Raw genomic sequence first — 16,329 nt, forward strand, 5'->3', positions numbered from 1 at the left:
GGTCGTCGCGGCGGAAGCCGCCACCACGGTTGTCGTCACGGCGGTCGTCGCGGCGGAAGCCGCCACGGTCGCCACCGCGGTCGTCACGGTTGAAGCTGCCCGACGGACGGTCGTCGCGACGGAAGCCACCGGTGGGACGGTCGCCGCCGGAGCGGAAGCCACCGGACGGACGGTCGTCGCGGCGGAAGCCGCCACCACGGTTGTCGTCACGGTTGAAGCCGCCGGTCGGACGGTCGCCGCCGGAGCGGAAGCCACCGGACGGACGGTCGTCGCGGCGGAAGCCGCCACCACGGTTGTCGTCACGGCGGTCGTCGCGGCGGAAGCCGCCACGGTCGCCACCGCGGTCGTCACGGTTGAAGCCGCCCGAGGGACGGTCGTCGCGGCGGAAGCCGCCACCACGGTTGTCGTCGCGGCGGAAGCCGCCACGGTCTCCACCGCGGTCGCCGCCACGGTCGTCACGACGGTTGTCGCGGCGCTCGTAGCTGCCTCGGTCGTCGCGCGCCTGGAAGGCGGGGCGCTCCTCGACGGCCGGCGTGGCCGCAACGGCGGCCGCGACCTCGGCGACGGCGGCCTCGGCCACCTCGGCGACAGCGGCCTCCGGGTCCTCGCCGCGCTCACGGGCGGAGCGGGCGACCAGGCGGTCGGCCTCCTCGCGGAGCTCGGCGGCACGGCGCGTCAGGCGCTCCAGCTGCTTGGTGAGGTCGGCGACCTCACGCTCGGCCTGCTTGGCGGCGTTGTTCGCGGAGTCGGCCTGGACCTCGGTCAGCGAACGCGCACCGGTGATCTCGGCGACCTCCGGGTCGAAGGCGCCGGCGCCCTGGACGATGTGGCGCGAGGCGTCGACGCCCGCGTCCTCCATCAGGCGGAAGATCTGGCGGCGCTGGTGCGGCAGGGCCAGGGAGACCACGACGCCCGACTTGCCGGCACGGGCGGTACGGCCCGAGCGGTGCAGGTAGTCCTTGTGGTCGCCGGCCGGGTCCACGTTCAGGACCAGGTCGATGCCGTCGACGTGGATGCCTCGGGCGGCGACGTCGGTCGCGACGAGCGCGTTGACGTAGCCGTCCTTGAAGTCCGCGAGGACGCGGGTACGGGCACCCTGCGTCATGCCGCCGTGCAGCGCGTCGGCCTTCACGCCGGCCTCGACGAGCTGCTCGGCGATGCGGTCGGCGCCCAGCTGGGTGCGGACGAAGATGATGGTGCGGCCCTTGCGGGCGGCGATGGCGGCCGTGACCGGCGCCTTGTCCTTCGGCTTCACGACGAGGACGTGGTGCGTCATGGTCGTGACGTTGCCCTGCGCGCTGTCGACCTCGTGCGTGACGGGGTTGGACAGGTAGCGCTTGACCAGGGTGCCGATCTCGTTCTCCATGGTGGCGGAGAAGAGCATGCGCTGGCCGCCGCCGGGGATCTGGTCGAGCAGCTCGGTGACCTCGGGCAGGAAGCCCAGGTCGGCCATCTGGTCGGCCTCGTCGAGGACGGCCACCTCGACGTTCTCCAGGGAGCAGGCGCCGCGGTTGATGATGTCGCGCAGACGGCCCGGGGTGGCGACGAGGACGTCGACGCCGCGCTCCAGGGCGTAGATCTGGTTGCCCATCGAGGTACCGCCGCAGACGACCTTCATCTTCAGGCCGAGCACGTCGCCGTACGGCTGGAGGGCGTCCGCGACCTGCATCGCGAGCTCACGCGTCGGCGTGAGGATGATCGCGCGGGGCTTCTTCTTCTCGGTGTGGCCACCGGCCAGGCGGGCCAGGGTGGGCAGACCGAAGGAGAGGGTCTTGCCGGAGCCGGTGCGGCCGCGGCCGAGGATGTCCTTGCCGGCCAGGGCGTCCGGGATGGTCGCGGCCTGGATCGGGAAGGGGGAGGTGACACCGTTCTGCGCGAGCTTGCGCACGACGCCCTCGGGCAGACCGAGGTCGCCGAAGGTGATGGTGGGCTCGGCGTCGGCGTCGTCGGCCTCGGCGTCGATGGACTGGTCGGTCGTCACGTCGGCCTCGAGGGCCTCGATGATCTCGTCCGCCTCAGCGGCCTCGATCGCCTCGGTGACCACAAGGGCCTCGACGGCGTCGACGATCTCGTTCGAGTCGTTCTCGGGCATGACGGCACGGTCAGAACTGGAAATGGACATGCGAAATGCGAAACCTTCCGGAGTCTCGGCACGCGCCCAAACTCCGTGAATCGCAAATCGACCGCCTCAATGCGGTCAGCCACGGCTAGGGAGAGTACGCGCCACACGGCGCTCTTCGGATTCGGCGCCGGGCAATGGGATCAAACGATCTATAACCATACGCACCCTCCCCGGGGTCTGGCAAGTCGTTCCGACCCGATCCGCCCTGACCTGCGACGATCCCCCGGATCCGGGGAGGCCGGCACCCGCCCGACACCACCCCCGGGAGCCGTCCGCGGCTACGAAGAGGCCGACGCGCTGGGCTCCGGAGCCGGGGGCGTCTGGGCCGGCGGAGTGGGCGAAGTCACGGGCGGCTCGGGGGTCGGCGACTGGGCGGGGGGCGGCGAGACCTGCGTTCCGCCGGAGCCACCGCTTCCGGATCCGCCCGAGGTCGGCTGCTGCCCGCCCTGGCCGCCGGGCCCGCCGCCCGGACCGGCCGACGGCGAAGGAGCCCCGGGCCGGCCGCCGGGAGCGCCCGGGCTGGGGGTGGCCCCGGTGGCACCGGAGGCCTTGCCGTCCTCGGCCGGCCTGCCCTCCTCGCCCGCCGCACCCGGCTTCGAGCCGTGCCCGGCGCCGCGCGCCCCCGGGCCCTTGCCGGAAACGGAACCTCCGGCCGCCTCCGCGGCCGCCTTGCGGTCCGCCGACGAGGAGGGCCCGGGCTTCGCCCCGTCCTCGCCGACGCTCATGCAGCCCGCCGTGGCCGCGACCGCGAGCACGGCGGCGGCCAACCGGAGGGAAGCGGACAACTGGCGCACGGGGCACCTCCTGGGGGTCCCCCGGCGGCTGCCGGAGGTGGGCGGTCAGGGTCCGCGGAGAGCGGGTCAATGTGCCCAACTCCCTTTGCCCCGTAAGAGACACGCCCTTGGGGACACCGCCTGTCCGCAATCCGCCGGCCGCCCGGCACCGGCCCCGGCCCCGGACGGCTCGGGCCTCCGGACGGCTCGGGCCTCCGGACGGCTCAGGCCTCCGGACGGCTCGGGCCCCAGGACGGCGCAGACCCCGGAACCCGAGGCTCAGGCGAACAACTGCCGCGCCACCTGCGACCCCAGCGTCACCGCACCCAGCCCCGCCAGCACCGAAGCCGCCGCGTTCGCCGCCGCCAGGAACCGCCAGCCGCGCTCGTACAGCCGCAGCGTCTCGTACGAGAACGTCGAGTACGTGCTCAGCGCCCCGCACAGCCCCGGCCCCAGCAGCAGGCTCAGCCGCTCGGAGGCCGCGCCGGCCAGCACCGCCCCGGTCAGCACCCCGAGCACCAGGCACGCGCCCGCGTTCACCACGAACGTCCCCCACGGGAACACCGAGTCGTGCCGCGCCTGCACCGCACGGTCCGTCAGATAGCGCAGCGGCGCCCCCACTACGGCGCCCACCACCACGAGCAGCCAGTTCACCCGCGCCTCCGCGGGCCGCCCCGTACGGGAAGACCGGTCGCGAGGCGGGTCAGCGCGGCCCCCGCCCACACGGCGCCCAGCGCCGCCACCACCGTGAGCCCGGCGTACGCCAGCGCACGCCCGGCCTCCCCCGCGTCCAGCAGCCGCGAGAAGTCCACCGCGTACGTGGAGAACGTGGTGAACCCGCCGAGCACCCCGACCCCCGCGAACGGCCGGACCAGCGGATGCGGCGCCGTCCGGCCGCCCTCGCTGATCAGCGCCATCAGCACCCCGATCAGCGCACAGCCGATCACGTTCGTCCAGAAGGTCGTCCACGGGAAGGCCCCGGGCCCGGCGGCCGGCCACAGCAGCGAGGCCCCGTACCGCGCCGAGGCCCCGAGCGCGCCGCCCGCCGCGATCGCCGCGAGCACCGGGCCGCGCCGTTCGGCCCGCTGCCCGGGCACATGGAGGTCGACGTCCGGATCGATGGCCTCCGCCGCGCCGCCCCCGGCCGGGCCGGTCACCCGTAACCCAGCGCGTGCAGCCGCTCGTCGTCGATCCCGAAGTGATGGGCGATCTCGTGCACCACGGTGACCTCCGTCTCCGCGATCACGCTCTCCCGGTCCTCGCACATCCGCAACGTGGGGTTCCGGTAGATCGTGATCCGGTCCGGCAGCACCCCGGCGTACCACTCGCCGCGGTCCGTGAGCGGGGTCCCCTCGTAGAGGCCGAGCAGCTCGGGATCGTCCGCCGGCGGTTCGTCCTCGACGAACACCGCCACGTTGTCCATCAGCCGCGTCAGCTCCGGCGGGATGCGGTCCAGGGCCTCTGCGACGAGCTCTTCGAACTCCTCGCGCGTCATCTCCAGCACCGGGCCATTGTCCCTCCGGTGGGGGCACCTCCCGCATGTGGGGGAGAAACCGTTTTGGCGATAGCTCCCCGGATCCCATATGCTTCTCACGTCCCCGACGCGCTGAAGAAGTGCCCGGCGGGCCTTTAGCCCTCATCGTCTAGTGGCCCAGGACGCCGCCCTTTCAAGGCGGTAGCACGGGTTCGAATCCCGTTGGGGGTACGCATTACCGTGTGCAAGACTTGTTCTCGCACACTGCAAGGTCCTGTGGAGCAGTTGGTTAGCTCGCCACCCTGTCAAGGTGGAGGTCGCGGGTTCAAGTCCCGTCAGGATCGCTGAGGCCGGAAACGGTCTCGTGGCTGGGTAGCTCAGTTGGTACGAGCGATCGCCTGAAAAGCGATAGGTCGCCGGTTCGACCCCGGCCCCAGCCACCACAAGAAGGCCCCGTCCATCGGACGGGGCCTTCTGCGTTACCCGTTCTCCCGCTCCCGGCGCTCGCCGCGGCGCCACTGCGTCACACCGACCGCCGCCGCGCCGGCCGCCACCAGCCCGAGCAGCGCCCAGTCAGGCACCGCGTCCGCGAAGCTCCGGACCCGCTGCTCCACCGCGTACGAGTCGTCCACGTCGAGCAGCCCGGGCAGCGCGCTCGCCCCGTCGTACGCGAGGAACAGCGCGCCGAGGGCGATGAAGAACAGCCCCGACAGCAGCGAGGTGGTGTGCAGCTCGAAGCGGCCCACCCGGACGGCCCGCCCGCGCAGCCAGCGCCGCCGGCCCAGGTCGAACCGCTCCCACAGCAGCGCCAGCAGGAACAGCGGTACGGCCATCCCCAGCGCGTACACCGCGAGCAGCAGCCCGCCGTAGACGGGGCTGCCGCTGACCGCCGCCACCGTCAGGACGCTGCCGAGGATCGGGCCGGCGCAGAACCCGGCCAGCCCGTAGACCGCGCCCAGCGCGTACACCGACAGGGCGGTGGTCGGCCGGATCCGCCCCGACAGCTCCGAGATCCGCTTCGAGGCGAAGCCCAGGCCCAGGATCTGGGCGAGACCGAGCGCGATGATCAGCCAGCCTCCGGCCAGGACGAGCCCGTCACGGTTGCCGTGGAAGAACCGCCCGGCGTACGAGCCCGCCGCGCCCAGCGGTACGAGGGTGCTCGCGAGGCCCGCGTAGAAGATCCCGGTCCGCGCCATCAGCCGGGAGGCGGAGTCGATCGAGTACGCGAAGAACGCGGGCAGCAGCAGGGCGCTGCACGGGCTGAGCAGCGCGAGCAGCCCGCCCAGCAGCGCGGCCAGGTACCCGATGTCGCCGACGCCGGTCACCGCGCGGCCCGGCCGTCGGCCGTCTGCGGCTCGGCCTTGGACTGAGCCTTCGCCTTGGCGATCGCCGCCTCGAAGGCGCCGAGCGGCTGGGCGCCCGCGATCGGCTGCCCGTTGACCAGGAAGGACGGGGTGGAGGTGACACCGATGCGGTAGCCCTCCTCCTGGTCCTTCTGCAGGGCGGCCGCGGCCGCCTCGCCGGCCATGTCCCGCTGGAAGCGCTCCAGGTCCGGGACCCCTGCCTCGCGGGCCAGCTCCAGCAGCCGCGCCTGGCCGAAGCCCTTCTCCTTGGCTCCGTCGGCGTACGCGGCGGCGTGGAACTGCGCGAACCGGTCCTGCTGCCCGGCGGCCCAGGCGGCCTTGGCTGCGGCTTCGGAGTCGACGCCGAAGATCGGGAAGTTGCGCCACTCGATGCGCAGGGTGCCGTCCTCGACGTACTTCTTCACCAGTGCGGGTTCGGTGTCGCGGGCGAACTTTCCGCAGTAGCCGCACTTGAAGTCGGAGTACTCGATCAGCACGACGGGCGCGTCCGCCCGGCCGGCCGCGAGCTTGTCCCCGGACTCGCGGCGGGCGAGCTTCGCCAGCTCGGCGTGGACGTCGGAGCCCTTGGGGGCGGCCGCGGCGGAGGAGGAGGTCCGGGCCGGCCTGTCCTCGGGCGCGGTGGCCTGCCAGGACACGATCCCGAGGGTCACGGCGGCGACCGCGACCCCGGCGGAGATCAGCAGCCGCTTGCGCGCGGAAGCGGAGGACGAGGAAGAGGACGAAGAGGAGGACGAGGAGGACGAGGAACGGGTGGGGGAAGAGGACATACGGGTGCTCCAGAGCTGCGGACGGTGAAGGTGGACCGGCGGGAGGGCCGGTCCCCTACACCCGCATCACGGACAGCTCCACCGGCCCCGGAGCCGGCTGGTCCGGCCCCCGTACCAGCACCGGAACCGGCGCCACCCGGTCCGCCCAGACCTGTTCCACCGCGGGACGACCCACCGGGGCGTGCGCGTGCTCCCCGGCACCGCGCGGCGGCACGCCCGGGGCCTGTCCGTGGTCCCGGGTCCCGGGATCACAGGAGGGCCCCCGGTCGGCGGAGGCCGCGGCGTGCGCCGGGGCGGCCGAGGACACGGCCGCCACACCCGGAACCGGAGCAGAAACGGAACCCTGAACCGGAAGCGCCGCCGCGGGCACCGCACACCCCACCAGCACCGCGATCACGGCGGCGAGCAGCCACCACACACCACGGGCGCGGGACATGGCGGGCCTCTCACTCGGTCAGCTGGTCGGTTCAGACGATCTCGTCCCGAAATGGTACGGGGAGGGGCACAAATGCGTTCGCCACCCGGCGCCCGCGGGTGAGATCCTCGATCAGGTATGTCTACTTCCTTCGCCGCCCTGCAGACGCTTCTCGGTGAGATCTCCCTCCGTGACGCGCACCGCCTCGGCCGCCGCCTCGAAGGCGCCCGCCGCATCCGAAAGCCCGAGGCCAAGCAGGCCGTGCTCGACGAGATCGCCGCGGAGGCCGAGAAGGCCGCCGCGCGACTGGCCGGCCGTGCCTCGCGGATGCCGGAGGTCACGTATCCCGAGAACCTGCCCGTCAGCCAGAAGAAGGACGAGATCGCCGAGGCGATACGCGACCACCAGGTCGTGATCGTCGCCGGTGAGACCGGCTCCGGCAAGACCACGCAGATCCCCAAGATCTGCATGGAGCTGGGACGCGGCGTCCGGGGCATGATCGGGCACACCCAGCCCCGCCGGATCGCCGCCCGCACGGTCGCGGAGCGGATCGCCGAGGAGCTGAAGTCCGAGATCGGCCAGACGGTCGGCTGGAAGGTCCGCTTCACCGACCAGGTGGACCAGGACGCGACCTTCGTGAAGCTGATGACCGACGGCATCCTGCTCGCCGAGATCCAGACGGACCGCGAGCTGCGCGCGTACGACACGATCATCATCGACGAGGCCCACGAGCGCTCGCTCAACATCGACTTCCTGCTGGGCTACCTGTCCCAGCTGCTGCCGAAGCGCCCCGACCTCAAGGTCGTGATCACCTCCGCCACGATCGACCCGGAGCGGTTCTCCCGGCATTTCGGCGAGGCCCCGATCGTCGAGGTCAGCGGCCGTACCTACCCCGTCGAGGTGCGCTACCGGCCCCTCCTGGAGGAGGACGGCGAGGAGAGCGACCGCGACCAGATCACCGCGATCTGCGAGGCCGTCGACGAGCTCCAGTCCGAGGGGCCGGGCGACGTCCTGGTCTTCCTCTCCGGCGAGCGCGAGATCCGCGACACGGCGGACGCCCTGAACAAGCGGAATCTGCGCTTCACGGAGGTCCTCCCCCTCTATGCCCGCCTCTCGCACGCCGAGCAGCACCGCGTGTTCCAGCAGCACACCGGCCGCAGGATCGTTCTCGCGACCAACGTCGCCGAGACCTCCCTCACCGTCCCCGGCATCAAGTACGTGATCGACCCGGGCAATGCCCGGATCTCCCGCTACAGCCACCGCACCAAGGTCCAGCGGCTGCCCATCGAGCGGATCTCCCAGGCCAGCGCCAACCAGCGCAAGGGCCGCTGCGGCCGTACCAGCGACGGCATCTGCATCCGGCTCTACTCCAAGGACGACTTCCTCTCCCGTCCCGAGTTCACGGACGCCGAGATCCTGCGGACGAACCTGGCCTCCGTCATCCTCCAGATGACCGCGGCCGGCCTCGGCGAGATCGAGAAGTTCCCCTTCATCGACCCGCCGGACCACCGCAACATCCGCGACGGCGTCCAGCTGCTCCAGGAGCTCGGCGCGCTGGACCCCTCCGAGAAGGATCCGAAGAAGCGGCTCACCCCGATGGGCCGCCAGCTCTCCCAGCTCCCCGTGGACCCCCGGCTGGCGCGCATGGTCGTCGAGGCGGACAAGAACAACTGCGTCCGCGAGGTCATGGTCATCGCGGCGGCCCTGTCCATCCAGGACCCGCGCGAGCGGCCCTCGGACAAGCAGACGCAGGCCGACCAGAACCACGCCCGCTTCAAGGACGAGACGAGCGACTTCCTCTCGTTCCTGAACATGTGGCGCTACGTGCGCGAGCAGCAGAAGGAGCGCGGCTCCTCCTCCTTCCGCCGGATGTGCAAGCAGGAGTACCTGAACTTCCTGCGGATCCGCGAGTGGCAGGACATCTACTCGCAGCTGCGCACGGTCGCCCGGGGCATGGGCATCCACGTCAACGAGGGCGACGCCCCCGAGACGAGCGTGCACATCTCGCTGCTGGCCGGCCTGCTCTCGCACATCGGCCTCAAGGACACCGACAAGAACGAGTACCTGGGGGCCCGGTCCGCCAAGTTCGCGGTCTTCCCGGGCTCGGCGCTCTTCAAGAAGCAGCCGAAGTTCCTGATGTCGGCGGAGCTGGTGGAGACCTCGCGGCTGTGGGCGCGGGTCAACGCCAAGGTGGAGCCGGAGTGGGTCGAGCCGCTCGCCCAGCACCTGATCAAGCGCACGTACAGCGAGCCGCACTGGGAGAAGGACCAGGCGGCCGTCATGGCGTACGAGAAGGTCACGCTGTACGGCGTGCCGATCGTCGCCCAGCGGAAGATCAACTACGGCCGGATCGACGCCGAGGTCTCGCGCGAGCTGTTCATCCGCAACGCGCTGGTCGAGGGCGACTGGCGCACGCACCACAAGTTCTACGCCGACAACCGCAAGCTCCTCACCGAGGTGGAGGAGCTCGAGAACCGGGCACGGCGCCGCGACATCGTGGTCGACGACGAGACCCTCTTCGACTTCTACGACCAGCGGATCCCCGACCACGTGGTCTCCGGGGCGCACTTCGACTCGTGGTGGAAGCACAAGAAGCGCGAGGAGCCCGAACTCCTCGACTTCGAGCGCGAAATGCTGCTGACCGAGAAGGCGGCCGGGGTCACCAAGGCCGACTACCCGGACTCCTGGCGCCAGGGGCAGCTCAAGTTCCGGGTGACCTACCAGTTCGAGCCGGGTGCGGACGCGGACGGCGTGACCGTCCACATCCCGCTCCAGGTGCTGAACCAGGTCACCGACGAGGGCTTCGACTGGCAGATCCCGGGCCTGCGGGAAGAGGTCGTCACCGAGCTGATCCGCTCGCTGCCGAAGTCGATCCGCCGGCACTACGTGCCCGCGCCGAACTTCGCGACCCGCTTCCTGGACACGGCGGTGCCCCTGCAGGAGCCGCTGCCGGTCACCCTGGCGCGCGAGCTCCAGCGGATGGTCGGGGTCCCGGTCACCGCCGAGGACTTCGACCTCGGCCGGATCCCGGACCACCTGAAGATCACCTTCCGGATCGTCGACGAGCGCCGCAAGAACCTCGCCGAGGACAAGGACCTGGAGGCCCTGCGGCTGAAGCTGAAGCCGAAGGCCCGCCAGGCCCTCTCCAAGGCCGCCGCGGCCACCGCCGAGCGCGCGGGCGGGGAGTCGCTGGAGCGCACCGGGCTGACCGACTGGACGATCGGCACGCTGACCAAGGTCTTCGAGACCCGGCGGGCCGGCCAGCCGGTGAAGGCGTACCCGGCGCTGGTGGACGAGGGCACCAGCGTGTCCGTACGGCTCTTCGACACGGAGGCCGAGCAGCAGCAGGCGATGTGGCTGGGCACCCGGCGGCTCATCCTGCTGAACATCCCGGTGAACCCGGCGAAGTTCGCCTCGGACCACCTGACCAACCAGCAGAAGCTGGCCCTGTCCCGCAACCCGCACGGCTCCATCCAGGCGCTGTTCGACGACTGCGCGACCGCCGCCACCGACAAGCTGATCGCCGACCACGGCGGCCCCGCCTGGGACGAGGCGGCCTTCCGGGCCCTCTACGAGGCCGTCCGCGCCGACCTGGTGGACACCACCGTGCGGACCGTGGGCCAGGTTCAGCAGGTGCTGGCCGCCTGGCAGGCCTGTGAGCGCCGTCTGAAGGCCACGAACAGCCTGGCCCTGGTGGCGAACGTGCAGGACGTCAGGACGCAGCTGGCGGCCCTCGTACCGGCCGGCTTCGTCACCCTGACGGGCCTGCGCCGGCTGCCGGACCTGATGCGCTACCTGGTGGCGGTGGACCGGAGGCTCCAGCAGATGCCCACGGGCGCCCAGCGCGACACCACGCGCATGCAGAAGGTGCACGAGATGCAGGACGAGTACGCGTGGCTGCTGGAGCAGTTGCCGAAGGGCCGGCCGGTGCCGTCCGCGGTCACCGACATCCGGTGGATGATCGAGGAACTCCGGGTCAGCTACTTCGCGCACGCGCTCGGGACGGCCTACCCGATCTCCGACAAGCGGATCGTGAAGGCGGTGGACGCGGCGGCCCCGGGCCCGGCCCGCTGATCGGGTTCGACTGCACCCCCTGAGCTGGGGTACAGTCTGATTCGCAGCCGCCCAGCGGCCGCAAATCGAGGACCTGTGGAGCAGTTGGTTAGCTCGCCACCCTGTCAAGGTGGAGGTCGCGGGTTCAAGTCCCGTCAGGTTCGCAAGAAGAGCAGGGCCCGCATCCCCAGGGATGCGGGCCCTGTTGCGTTGCCCCCGCGCCCCGACCACCGCCCCCGATGCCGGCCCCGATGCCGGCCCCGACGCCGCTTCCCATGCCGACCGGGGCCCACCGGCTCCCGGCCGTCTCCCCGACGCCGCCCGCCCGGCTCCCCGCCGCCACCCGCGCCGAAATCCCCCGTCCGCATGAGGCACTCTGCGACGCACGTCCCCTTACGGGTGCATTGCGCCTCGCACAAGAGTTACTGCCTGTGACGGGAGTCACCACATGAGTTTTTGAGACTCGCACATTTATCGCACCCATACGCGTGCTCGATTTAATATGTGCAATGGCACCTACCCTGCCGGCCTCCCGCGCGCACTCGATTCCGCCCCTCCCCGGGCATAAAAAAAGGATCGCGCTGGACCCGGCGGAGTCCAGCGCGATCCGACGACAAGGACCTGTTGGGGCAGGTCCAGGCGTTTGAAGACTGTGGGTTTCATCGGATTGGGGGACCCGATTCAAGCCCGGTAAAGCGGGGTGCTTGCGCGACCTCAGGCCTCGCTGCGCTGCTGCGGAATGCCCGCGAGCAGTGCGCGAACCTCGGCCTCGCGGTAACGGCGGTGTCCACCCAGGGTGCGGATGGACGTGAGCTTGCCAGCCTTGGCCCAGCGGGTGACCGTCTTCGGGTCCACGCGGAACATCGTGGCAACCTCAGCCGGGGTCAGCAGCGGCTCGGCATCAGGGGTGCGAGCGGTCATGAGCGGCCTCCTCGGGAGAACCGAACCATCTCGGTTCTTTCCTCTAAATTCTGCACCTTGGCCCGCGTTGCCCGAAATGGACATACGCGGGCCGAGTCGGTTATAGGACGAACGGCTTGTCCTCGGCACTACAACTACACCATCCGTCCAGCCTCGACGGCCAAACCGATGGAATTGCCCTCCGAGGTGTTCATCAGCGGCGGAAGCCGATGGACCGCCCTATAACGGACAGTCACCCCACTGTGACGATCAGTCACAGAGCGATCAGGAGTCGTCGGGACCCCCCGTAGAGTGCAATGCCGAGCATTCCGCCCAAAGTTGGGCGAAAGGAACCCTCCCCGGACTCCTTGTCCTATTTTGGCACGAGGGTAGGGGAAGGGCGCAAGGGTGTAGATAGTGCGGTCCGTCACGCTTGAGTCAATGGCCCGTATCGGGACGTAGGTCCTGGAACTAAGGCCCGAATGTGTCGCGATCAAGAACTCGGGGGACCGGTTCGGGGGTCAGTTGGCGAACAGTCTCTCCCGGACCTCCCTCCAGCGCTCCGCCAGCTCCGCGTACGCCTCCGCCGCCGCCGCCCCGTCCCCGGCCCGCAGCGCCGCGATCCCCGCCGCCACGTCCCGCGCCGAGCGGTCGGTGCTCAGCCGGTCCGCCGGCAGGGCGTGGACCAGCCCCCCGTAGTCCAGCTCGACCATCGAGCGCGGGTGGAACTCCTCCAGCCAGCTGCCGACGTCCACCAGCCCCTCCGCGAGCCCCGCGTACCCCTCGGCCTCCCGCAGGATCCGCAGCGCCCGCGCGAGCCGCCGCCGGGCCTGCACCATCGGCGTCCGGTAGCGCATCCGCTCACCCGGCAGGTACTCCCGCTCGTCGTCGGCCACCAGCACGAACCAGCGCAGCGGCACCTGCCACACCCCGGTACGGATCCAGGGGCGCGCGTCCGGGTTCCGCTCGCGCCAGCTCTCGTACTCCTCGGCCGCCCGCCGCCGCGCGCCCGGCGGGAGCGCCGCGTCGAGCACCGGCAGCGGAAACTGGTCGACGAGCTCCTGGAGCGCCAGCCAGCCGCGCAGTCTGGTCCGCCACGGGCAGACCAGCAGCACGCCGTCCACCTCCGCCGTGAAGGCGTCCGCGCTCTCGTGCGCCGGCACCCCGACCACCGGGACCCGGACCAAGTCGGAGAGGGAGCGGCGCAGTTCGTCCTGGGCCGTCGCCACGACACCGCGCCGCGCGTACGAGGCCCAGTGCGTGCGCTCCGGCTCCGCGAAGGCCGTCAGGGGCTCGTAGACGCGCAGGTAGGAGGCGTACGGGACGTTCGGCGCCGAGCGCGCCGCGGGCAGCTTGGGGTCGGAGGATTCGCTCACGCTCTCGTACTCCCCCGCCCCGCCGGGCGCTACTCGCCGGGCGCCCGCCGGCCCGCGCCGGCCCCGCCACGGGGCCGGCTCCGAGGGCCCCCGCACCCCCGGAGCGTTCCGATCTCCGGACAGGTCGCCTACGCACGGCCCGCAGGTCTTACTCTGCTCCCAGCACGCCCTCCCCCACCCGCAGGGCGGGCGTCATTCCGCCGCATCTCTTTCCATGGGAGTCACCACCGTGACCGAAATGACCGACGGCGTCCTGCACACCCTGTTCCGCACGGAACAGGGCGGCCACGAGCAAGTCGTGCTGTGCCAGGACCGAGCCTCCGGCCTGAAGGCCGTCATCGCGATCCACTCCACCGCCCTGGGCCCCGCCCTCGGCGGTACGCGCTTCCACGCGTACGCCTCGGACGAGGAGGCCGTCCTCGACGCGCTGAACCTCTCGCGCGGCATGTCGTACAAGAACGCCCTCGCCGGTCTCGACCTCGGCGGCGGCAAGGCCGTCATCATCGGCGACCCCGACGTACTGAAGTCCGAGGAACTGCTGCTGGCCTACGGCCGGTTCGTGGAGTCCCTCGGCGGCCGCTACGTCACGGCCTGCGACGTCGGCACGTACGTCGCGGACATGGACGTCGTGGCCCGCGAGACCCGCTGGGCGACCGGCCGCTCCCCCGAGAACGGCGGCGCCGGCGACTCCTCGGTCCTCACCGCCTTCGGCGTCTTCCAGGGCATGCGGGCCAGCGCCCAGCACCTGTGGGGCGACCCGACGCTGCGCGGCCGCAAGGTCGCCGTGGCGGGCGTCGGCAAGGTCGGCCACTACCTGGTCGAGCACCTCCTGGAGGACGGCGCCGAGGTCGTGATCACGGACGTGCGCGAGGAGTCGCTGCGCCGCGTCCTCGACAAGCACCCGCAGGTCACCGCGGTGGCCGACACGGACGCGCTGATCCGCACCGAGGGCCTGGACATCTACGCCCCCTGCGCCCTCGGCGGCGCGCTGAACGACGCGTCGGTACCGGCCCTGACCGCCAAGGTCGTGTGCGGCGCCGCGAACAACCAGCTCGCCCACCCGGGCGTGGAGAAGGACCTCGCGGACCGCGGGATCCTCTACGCGCCCGACTACGTGGTGAACGCGGGCGGGGTCATCCAGGTCGCGGACGAGCTGCACGGCTTCGACTTCGACCGGTGCAAGGCGAAGGCCACGAAGATCTTCGACACCACGCTGGAGATCTTCGCTCGTGCGAAGGCGGACGGGATCCCGCCGGCCGCGGCGGCCGACCGGATCGCCGAGCAGCGGATGGCGGACGCCCGCGCGGCGAAGGCCGCGAAGGGCTCGGCCCCGGCGCTCTAGCCCCTTGCGTGCACCCGCCGGGGTTGCGGCGAGACGGAACTCACTGCACTTCGGCGGGTCGCCCGCCAGGAAAGGGTTAAAATCGCAGCTGACCAGCGAGGACGGGGCGCCTCATTGGTCCTGCACCGGGGCACGTCATGCGGGCGGCGTACCGTATGGCCGCGGAAGCAGGTACCGTTAAACCCCTACGGACGGTCTCTCCACGGAGAGCCCGCTCCGAACCATGAACGCGTGTCAGACTCTGGGGCCGTCGAGCCCCGTCACCGAGGGGGTCGAGCCATGGGGCGCGGCCGGGCCAAGGCCAAGCAGACAAAGGTCGCCCGCCAGCTGAAGTACAACAGCGGCGGGACTGACCTCTCGCGTCTGGCCAATGAGCTGGGCGCATCGCCGACGGAACCGCTGCTGCCTGTCAGCGAGCCGGTCGAAGTCGATGACGATCTGGACGACGACGACCCGTACGCCAAGTACGCGGATCTGTACAACAGCGATGACGACGACGACGAGGACGAGGAGTCCGGCCCGTCGGCACAGCGTCGCGGCGCTTGACGCTCTCCCGCGTCTCTTTCGCGTCTGCGCGAGAGTCGAAAATCGAAAAACACTGAACCCGGTCCGGGGCCTCGCCTCCGGACCGGGTTCAGTGCTGCTCAGCTCGCGTAGGAACCGGTGAGGGTCGCACCCTCGGTACGGTCGCCCCGGTCCAGGATCTCTCCCGCGACCCAGGCGTCGACGCCCCGGTCGGCCAGCGCGGTCAGCGCCACGTCCACCGACTCCTGCGGGACGACGGCCATCATGCCGACGCCCATGTTCAGGGTCTTCTCCAGCTCCAGCTGCTCCACCTGACCGGCCTTGCCGACCAGGTCGAAGATGGCACCCGGGGCCCAGGTCGAACGGTCGACCGTGGCGTGCAGGTGGTCCGGGATGACCCGGGCCAGGTTCGCCGCGAGTCCGCCGCCGGTGATGTGCGAGTACGCGTGGACCTCGGCCGTACGGGTGAGCGCCATGCAGTCCAGCGAGTAGATCTTGGTGGGCTCCAGGAGCTCCTCGCCGAGGGTCCGGCCGAGCTCCTCCACGTGCTGGTCGAGCGACATGCCGGCGCGGTCGAAGAGGACGTGCCGGACCAGCGAGTACCCGTTCGAGTGAAGGCCGGACGATGCCATCGCGATGACGGCGTCACCCGTACGGATGCGATCCGCGCCGAGGAGGCGGTCGTACTCGACGACACCGGTGCCGGCGCCCGCCACGTCGAAGTCGTCCGGGCCGAGCAGACCCGGGTGTTCGGCGGTCTCGCCGCCCACCAGGGCGCAGCCGGCGAGGACGCAGCCCTCGGCGATGCCCTTCACGATCGCCGCGACACGCTCCGGGTGGACCTTGCCCACGCAGATGTAGTCGGTCATGAAGAGCGGCTCGGCGCCGCAGACGACGATGTCGTCCATGACCATCGCGACGAGGTCGTGGCCGATGGTGTCGTACACGCCGAGCTGGCGGGCGATGTCCACCTTGGTGCCGACACCGTCGGTCGCGGAGGCCAGCAGCGGGCGCTCGTAGCGCTTGAGGGCGGAGGCGTCGAAGAGGCCGGCGAATCCGCCGAGGCCGCCGAGGACCTCGGGGCGCTGCGTCTTCTTCACCCACTCCTTCATCAGTTCGACCGCGCGGTCTCCGGCTTCGATGTCCACGCCCGCGGCTGCGTAGCTGGCACCGGTGGTCTTCTCTGTCATGACAGGGAGAGCTTTCGTGTCGTTACTG

14 protein-coding genes and 4 tRNA genes are annotated in these 16,329 nt (G+C 71.1%); 7 read left to right on the forward strand and 11 right to left on the reverse strand.

Annotated elements, in window-relative coordinates; genetic code table 11:
- The 5 genes from ACFYZS_RS09765 to ACFYZS_RS09785 all read right to left on the reverse strand — a co-directional run.
- A partial coding sequence (locus tag ACFYZS_RS09765) for a DEAD/DEAH box helicase (RefSeq protein ID WP_389008953.1) occupies positions 1-2,122 on the reverse strand: 2,122 nt, incomplete at its 3' end.
- A 278-nt stretch (positions 2,123-2,400) separates the two neighbouring features.
- Positions 2,401-2,916 carry a hypothetical protein gene (locus ACFYZS_RS09770; RefSeq protein ID WP_389008956.1) on the reverse strand — a complete coding sequence of 172 codons (516 nt, stop codon included), beginning with the start codon at positions 2,914-2,916 and terminating at the stop codon, positions 2,401-2,403.
- A gap of 258 nt (positions 2,917-3,174) precedes the next feature.
- Positions 3,175-3,549 carry a fluoride efflux transporter FluC gene (locus ACFYZS_RS09775; protein ID WP_389008959.1) on the reverse strand — a complete coding sequence of 125 codons (375 nt, stop codon included), beginning with the start codon at positions 3,547-3,549 and terminating at the stop codon, positions 3,175-3,177.
- Positions 3,546-4,052 carry a fluoride efflux transporter FluC gene (locus ACFYZS_RS09780; protein WP_389008962.1) on the reverse strand — a complete coding sequence of 169 codons (507 nt, stop codon included), beginning with the start codon at positions 4,050-4,052 and terminating at the stop codon, positions 3,546-3,548. Before ACFYZS_RS09780 ends, ACFYZS_RS09775 begins: the two co-directional genes overlap by 4 nt.
- Complete coding sequence (locus ACFYZS_RS09785) at positions 4,049-4,399, reverse strand: metallopeptidase family protein (RefSeq protein WP_030160118.1); 351 nt, start codon at positions 4,397-4,399, stop codon at positions 4,049-4,051. The genes ACFYZS_RS09780 and ACFYZS_RS09785 overlap by 4 nt, the downstream gene beginning before the upstream one ends.
- A 128-nt stretch (positions 4,400-4,527) precedes the next feature.
- On the opposite strand from ACFYZS_RS09785, the gene ACFYZS_RS09790 reads away from it, so the two are divergent.
- From ACFYZS_RS09790 to ACFYZS_RS09800, 3 genes are all read left to right on the forward strand, one after another.
- Positions 4,528-4,600 (forward strand) — tRNA-Glu (locus ACFYZS_RS09790).
- A 39-nt stretch (positions 4,601-4,639) separates the two neighbouring features.
- Positions 4,640-4,713, forward strand: a tRNA-Asp gene (locus ACFYZS_RS09795).
- Between the two features lie 22 nt (positions 4,714-4,735).
- Positions 4,736-4,812 (forward strand) — tRNA-Phe (locus ACFYZS_RS09800).
- A gap of 36 nt (positions 4,813-4,848) precedes the next feature.
- Here ACFYZS_RS09800 and ACFYZS_RS09805 read toward each other — a convergent pair.
- From ACFYZS_RS09805 to ACFYZS_RS09815, 3 genes are read right to left on the reverse strand one after another with little or no spacing between them, the layout of a single operon-like run.
- Complete coding sequence (locus ACFYZS_RS09805) at positions 4,849-5,694, reverse strand: cytochrome c biogenesis CcdA family protein (RefSeq protein WP_389008966.1); 846 nt, start codon at positions 5,692-5,694, stop codon at positions 4,849-4,851.
- Complete coding sequence (locus tag ACFYZS_RS09810) at positions 5,691-6,500, reverse strand: DsbA family protein (RefSeq protein WP_389008969.1); 810 nt, start codon at positions 6,498-6,500, stop codon at positions 5,691-5,693. Before ACFYZS_RS09810 ends, ACFYZS_RS09805 begins: the two co-directional genes overlap by 4 nt.
- A 55-nt stretch (positions 6,501-6,555) precedes the next feature.
- Complete coding sequence (locus ACFYZS_RS09815) at positions 6,556-6,936, reverse strand: hypothetical protein (RefSeq protein WP_389008972.1); 381 nt, start codon at positions 6,934-6,936, stop codon at positions 6,556-6,558.
- A gap of 117 nt (positions 6,937-7,053) precedes the next feature.
- Here ACFYZS_RS09815 and hrpA point away from each other — a divergent pair, with 117 nt between their 5' ends.
- Together hrpA and ACFYZS_RS09825 are read left to right on the forward strand one after the other, a co-directional pair.
- On the forward strand, positions 7,054-10,989 hold the full coding sequence (gene hrpA / locus ACFYZS_RS09820) for an ATP-dependent RNA helicase HrpA (protein ID WP_389008975.1): 3,936 nt from the start codon (positions 7,054-7,056) through the stop codon (positions 10,987-10,989).
- Positions 10,990-11,058: 69 nt separating this feature from the next.
- Positions 11,059-11,132, forward strand: a tRNA-Asp gene (locus ACFYZS_RS09825).
- Positions 11,133-11,682: 550 nt separating this feature from the next.
- Here the strand turns inward: ACFYZS_RS09825 and bldC are convergent.
- Together bldC and ACFYZS_RS09835 are read right to left on the reverse strand one after the other, a co-directional pair.
- Complete coding sequence (bldC, locus tag ACFYZS_RS09830) at positions 11,683-11,889, reverse strand: developmental transcriptional regulator BldC (RefSeq protein WP_003949541.1); 207 nt, start codon at positions 11,887-11,889, stop codon at positions 11,683-11,685.
- A 500-nt stretch (positions 11,890-12,389) separates the two neighbouring features.
- On the reverse strand, positions 12,390-13,244 hold the full coding sequence (locus ACFYZS_RS09835; protein ID WP_389008978.1) for a hypothetical protein: 855 nt from the start codon (positions 13,242-13,244) through the stop codon (positions 12,390-12,392).
- A gap of 229 nt (positions 13,245-13,473) precedes the next feature.
- Here ACFYZS_RS09835 and ACFYZS_RS09840 point away from each other — a divergent pair, with 229 nt between their 5' ends.
- Positions 13,474-14,586: a Leu/Phe/Val dehydrogenase gene (locus tag ACFYZS_RS09840; protein ID WP_389008981.1), complete on the forward strand. Its 1,113-nt coding sequence runs from the start codon at positions 13,474-13,476 to the stop codon at positions 14,584-14,586.
- A 279-nt stretch (positions 14,587-14,865) separates the two neighbouring features.
- Positions 14,866-15,132 carry a DUF3073 domain-containing protein gene (locus tag ACFYZS_RS09845; protein WP_030292353.1) on the forward strand — a complete coding sequence of 89 codons (267 nt, stop codon included), beginning with the start codon at positions 14,866-14,868 and terminating at the stop codon, positions 15,130-15,132.
- A gap of 98 nt (positions 15,133-15,230) precedes the next feature.
- On the opposite strand, the gene purM is transcribed toward ACFYZS_RS09845, so the two are convergent.
- The gene (gene purM / locus ACFYZS_RS09850) at positions 15,231-16,301 is read right to left on the reverse strand and encodes a phosphoribosylformylglycinamidine cyclo-ligase (protein WP_389008985.1); all 1,071 of its coding nucleotides are present in this window, start codon (positions 16,299-16,301) and stop codon (positions 15,231-15,233) included.
- Between the last annotated feature and the right edge of the window lie 28 nt (positions 16,302-16,329).

It is taken from the genome of Streptomyces sp. NPDC001903 (assembly GCF_042891345.1).
In the GTDB taxonomy this organism is placed as follows: Bacteria; Actinomycetota; Actinomycetes; order Streptomycetales; family Streptomycetaceae; genus Streptomyces.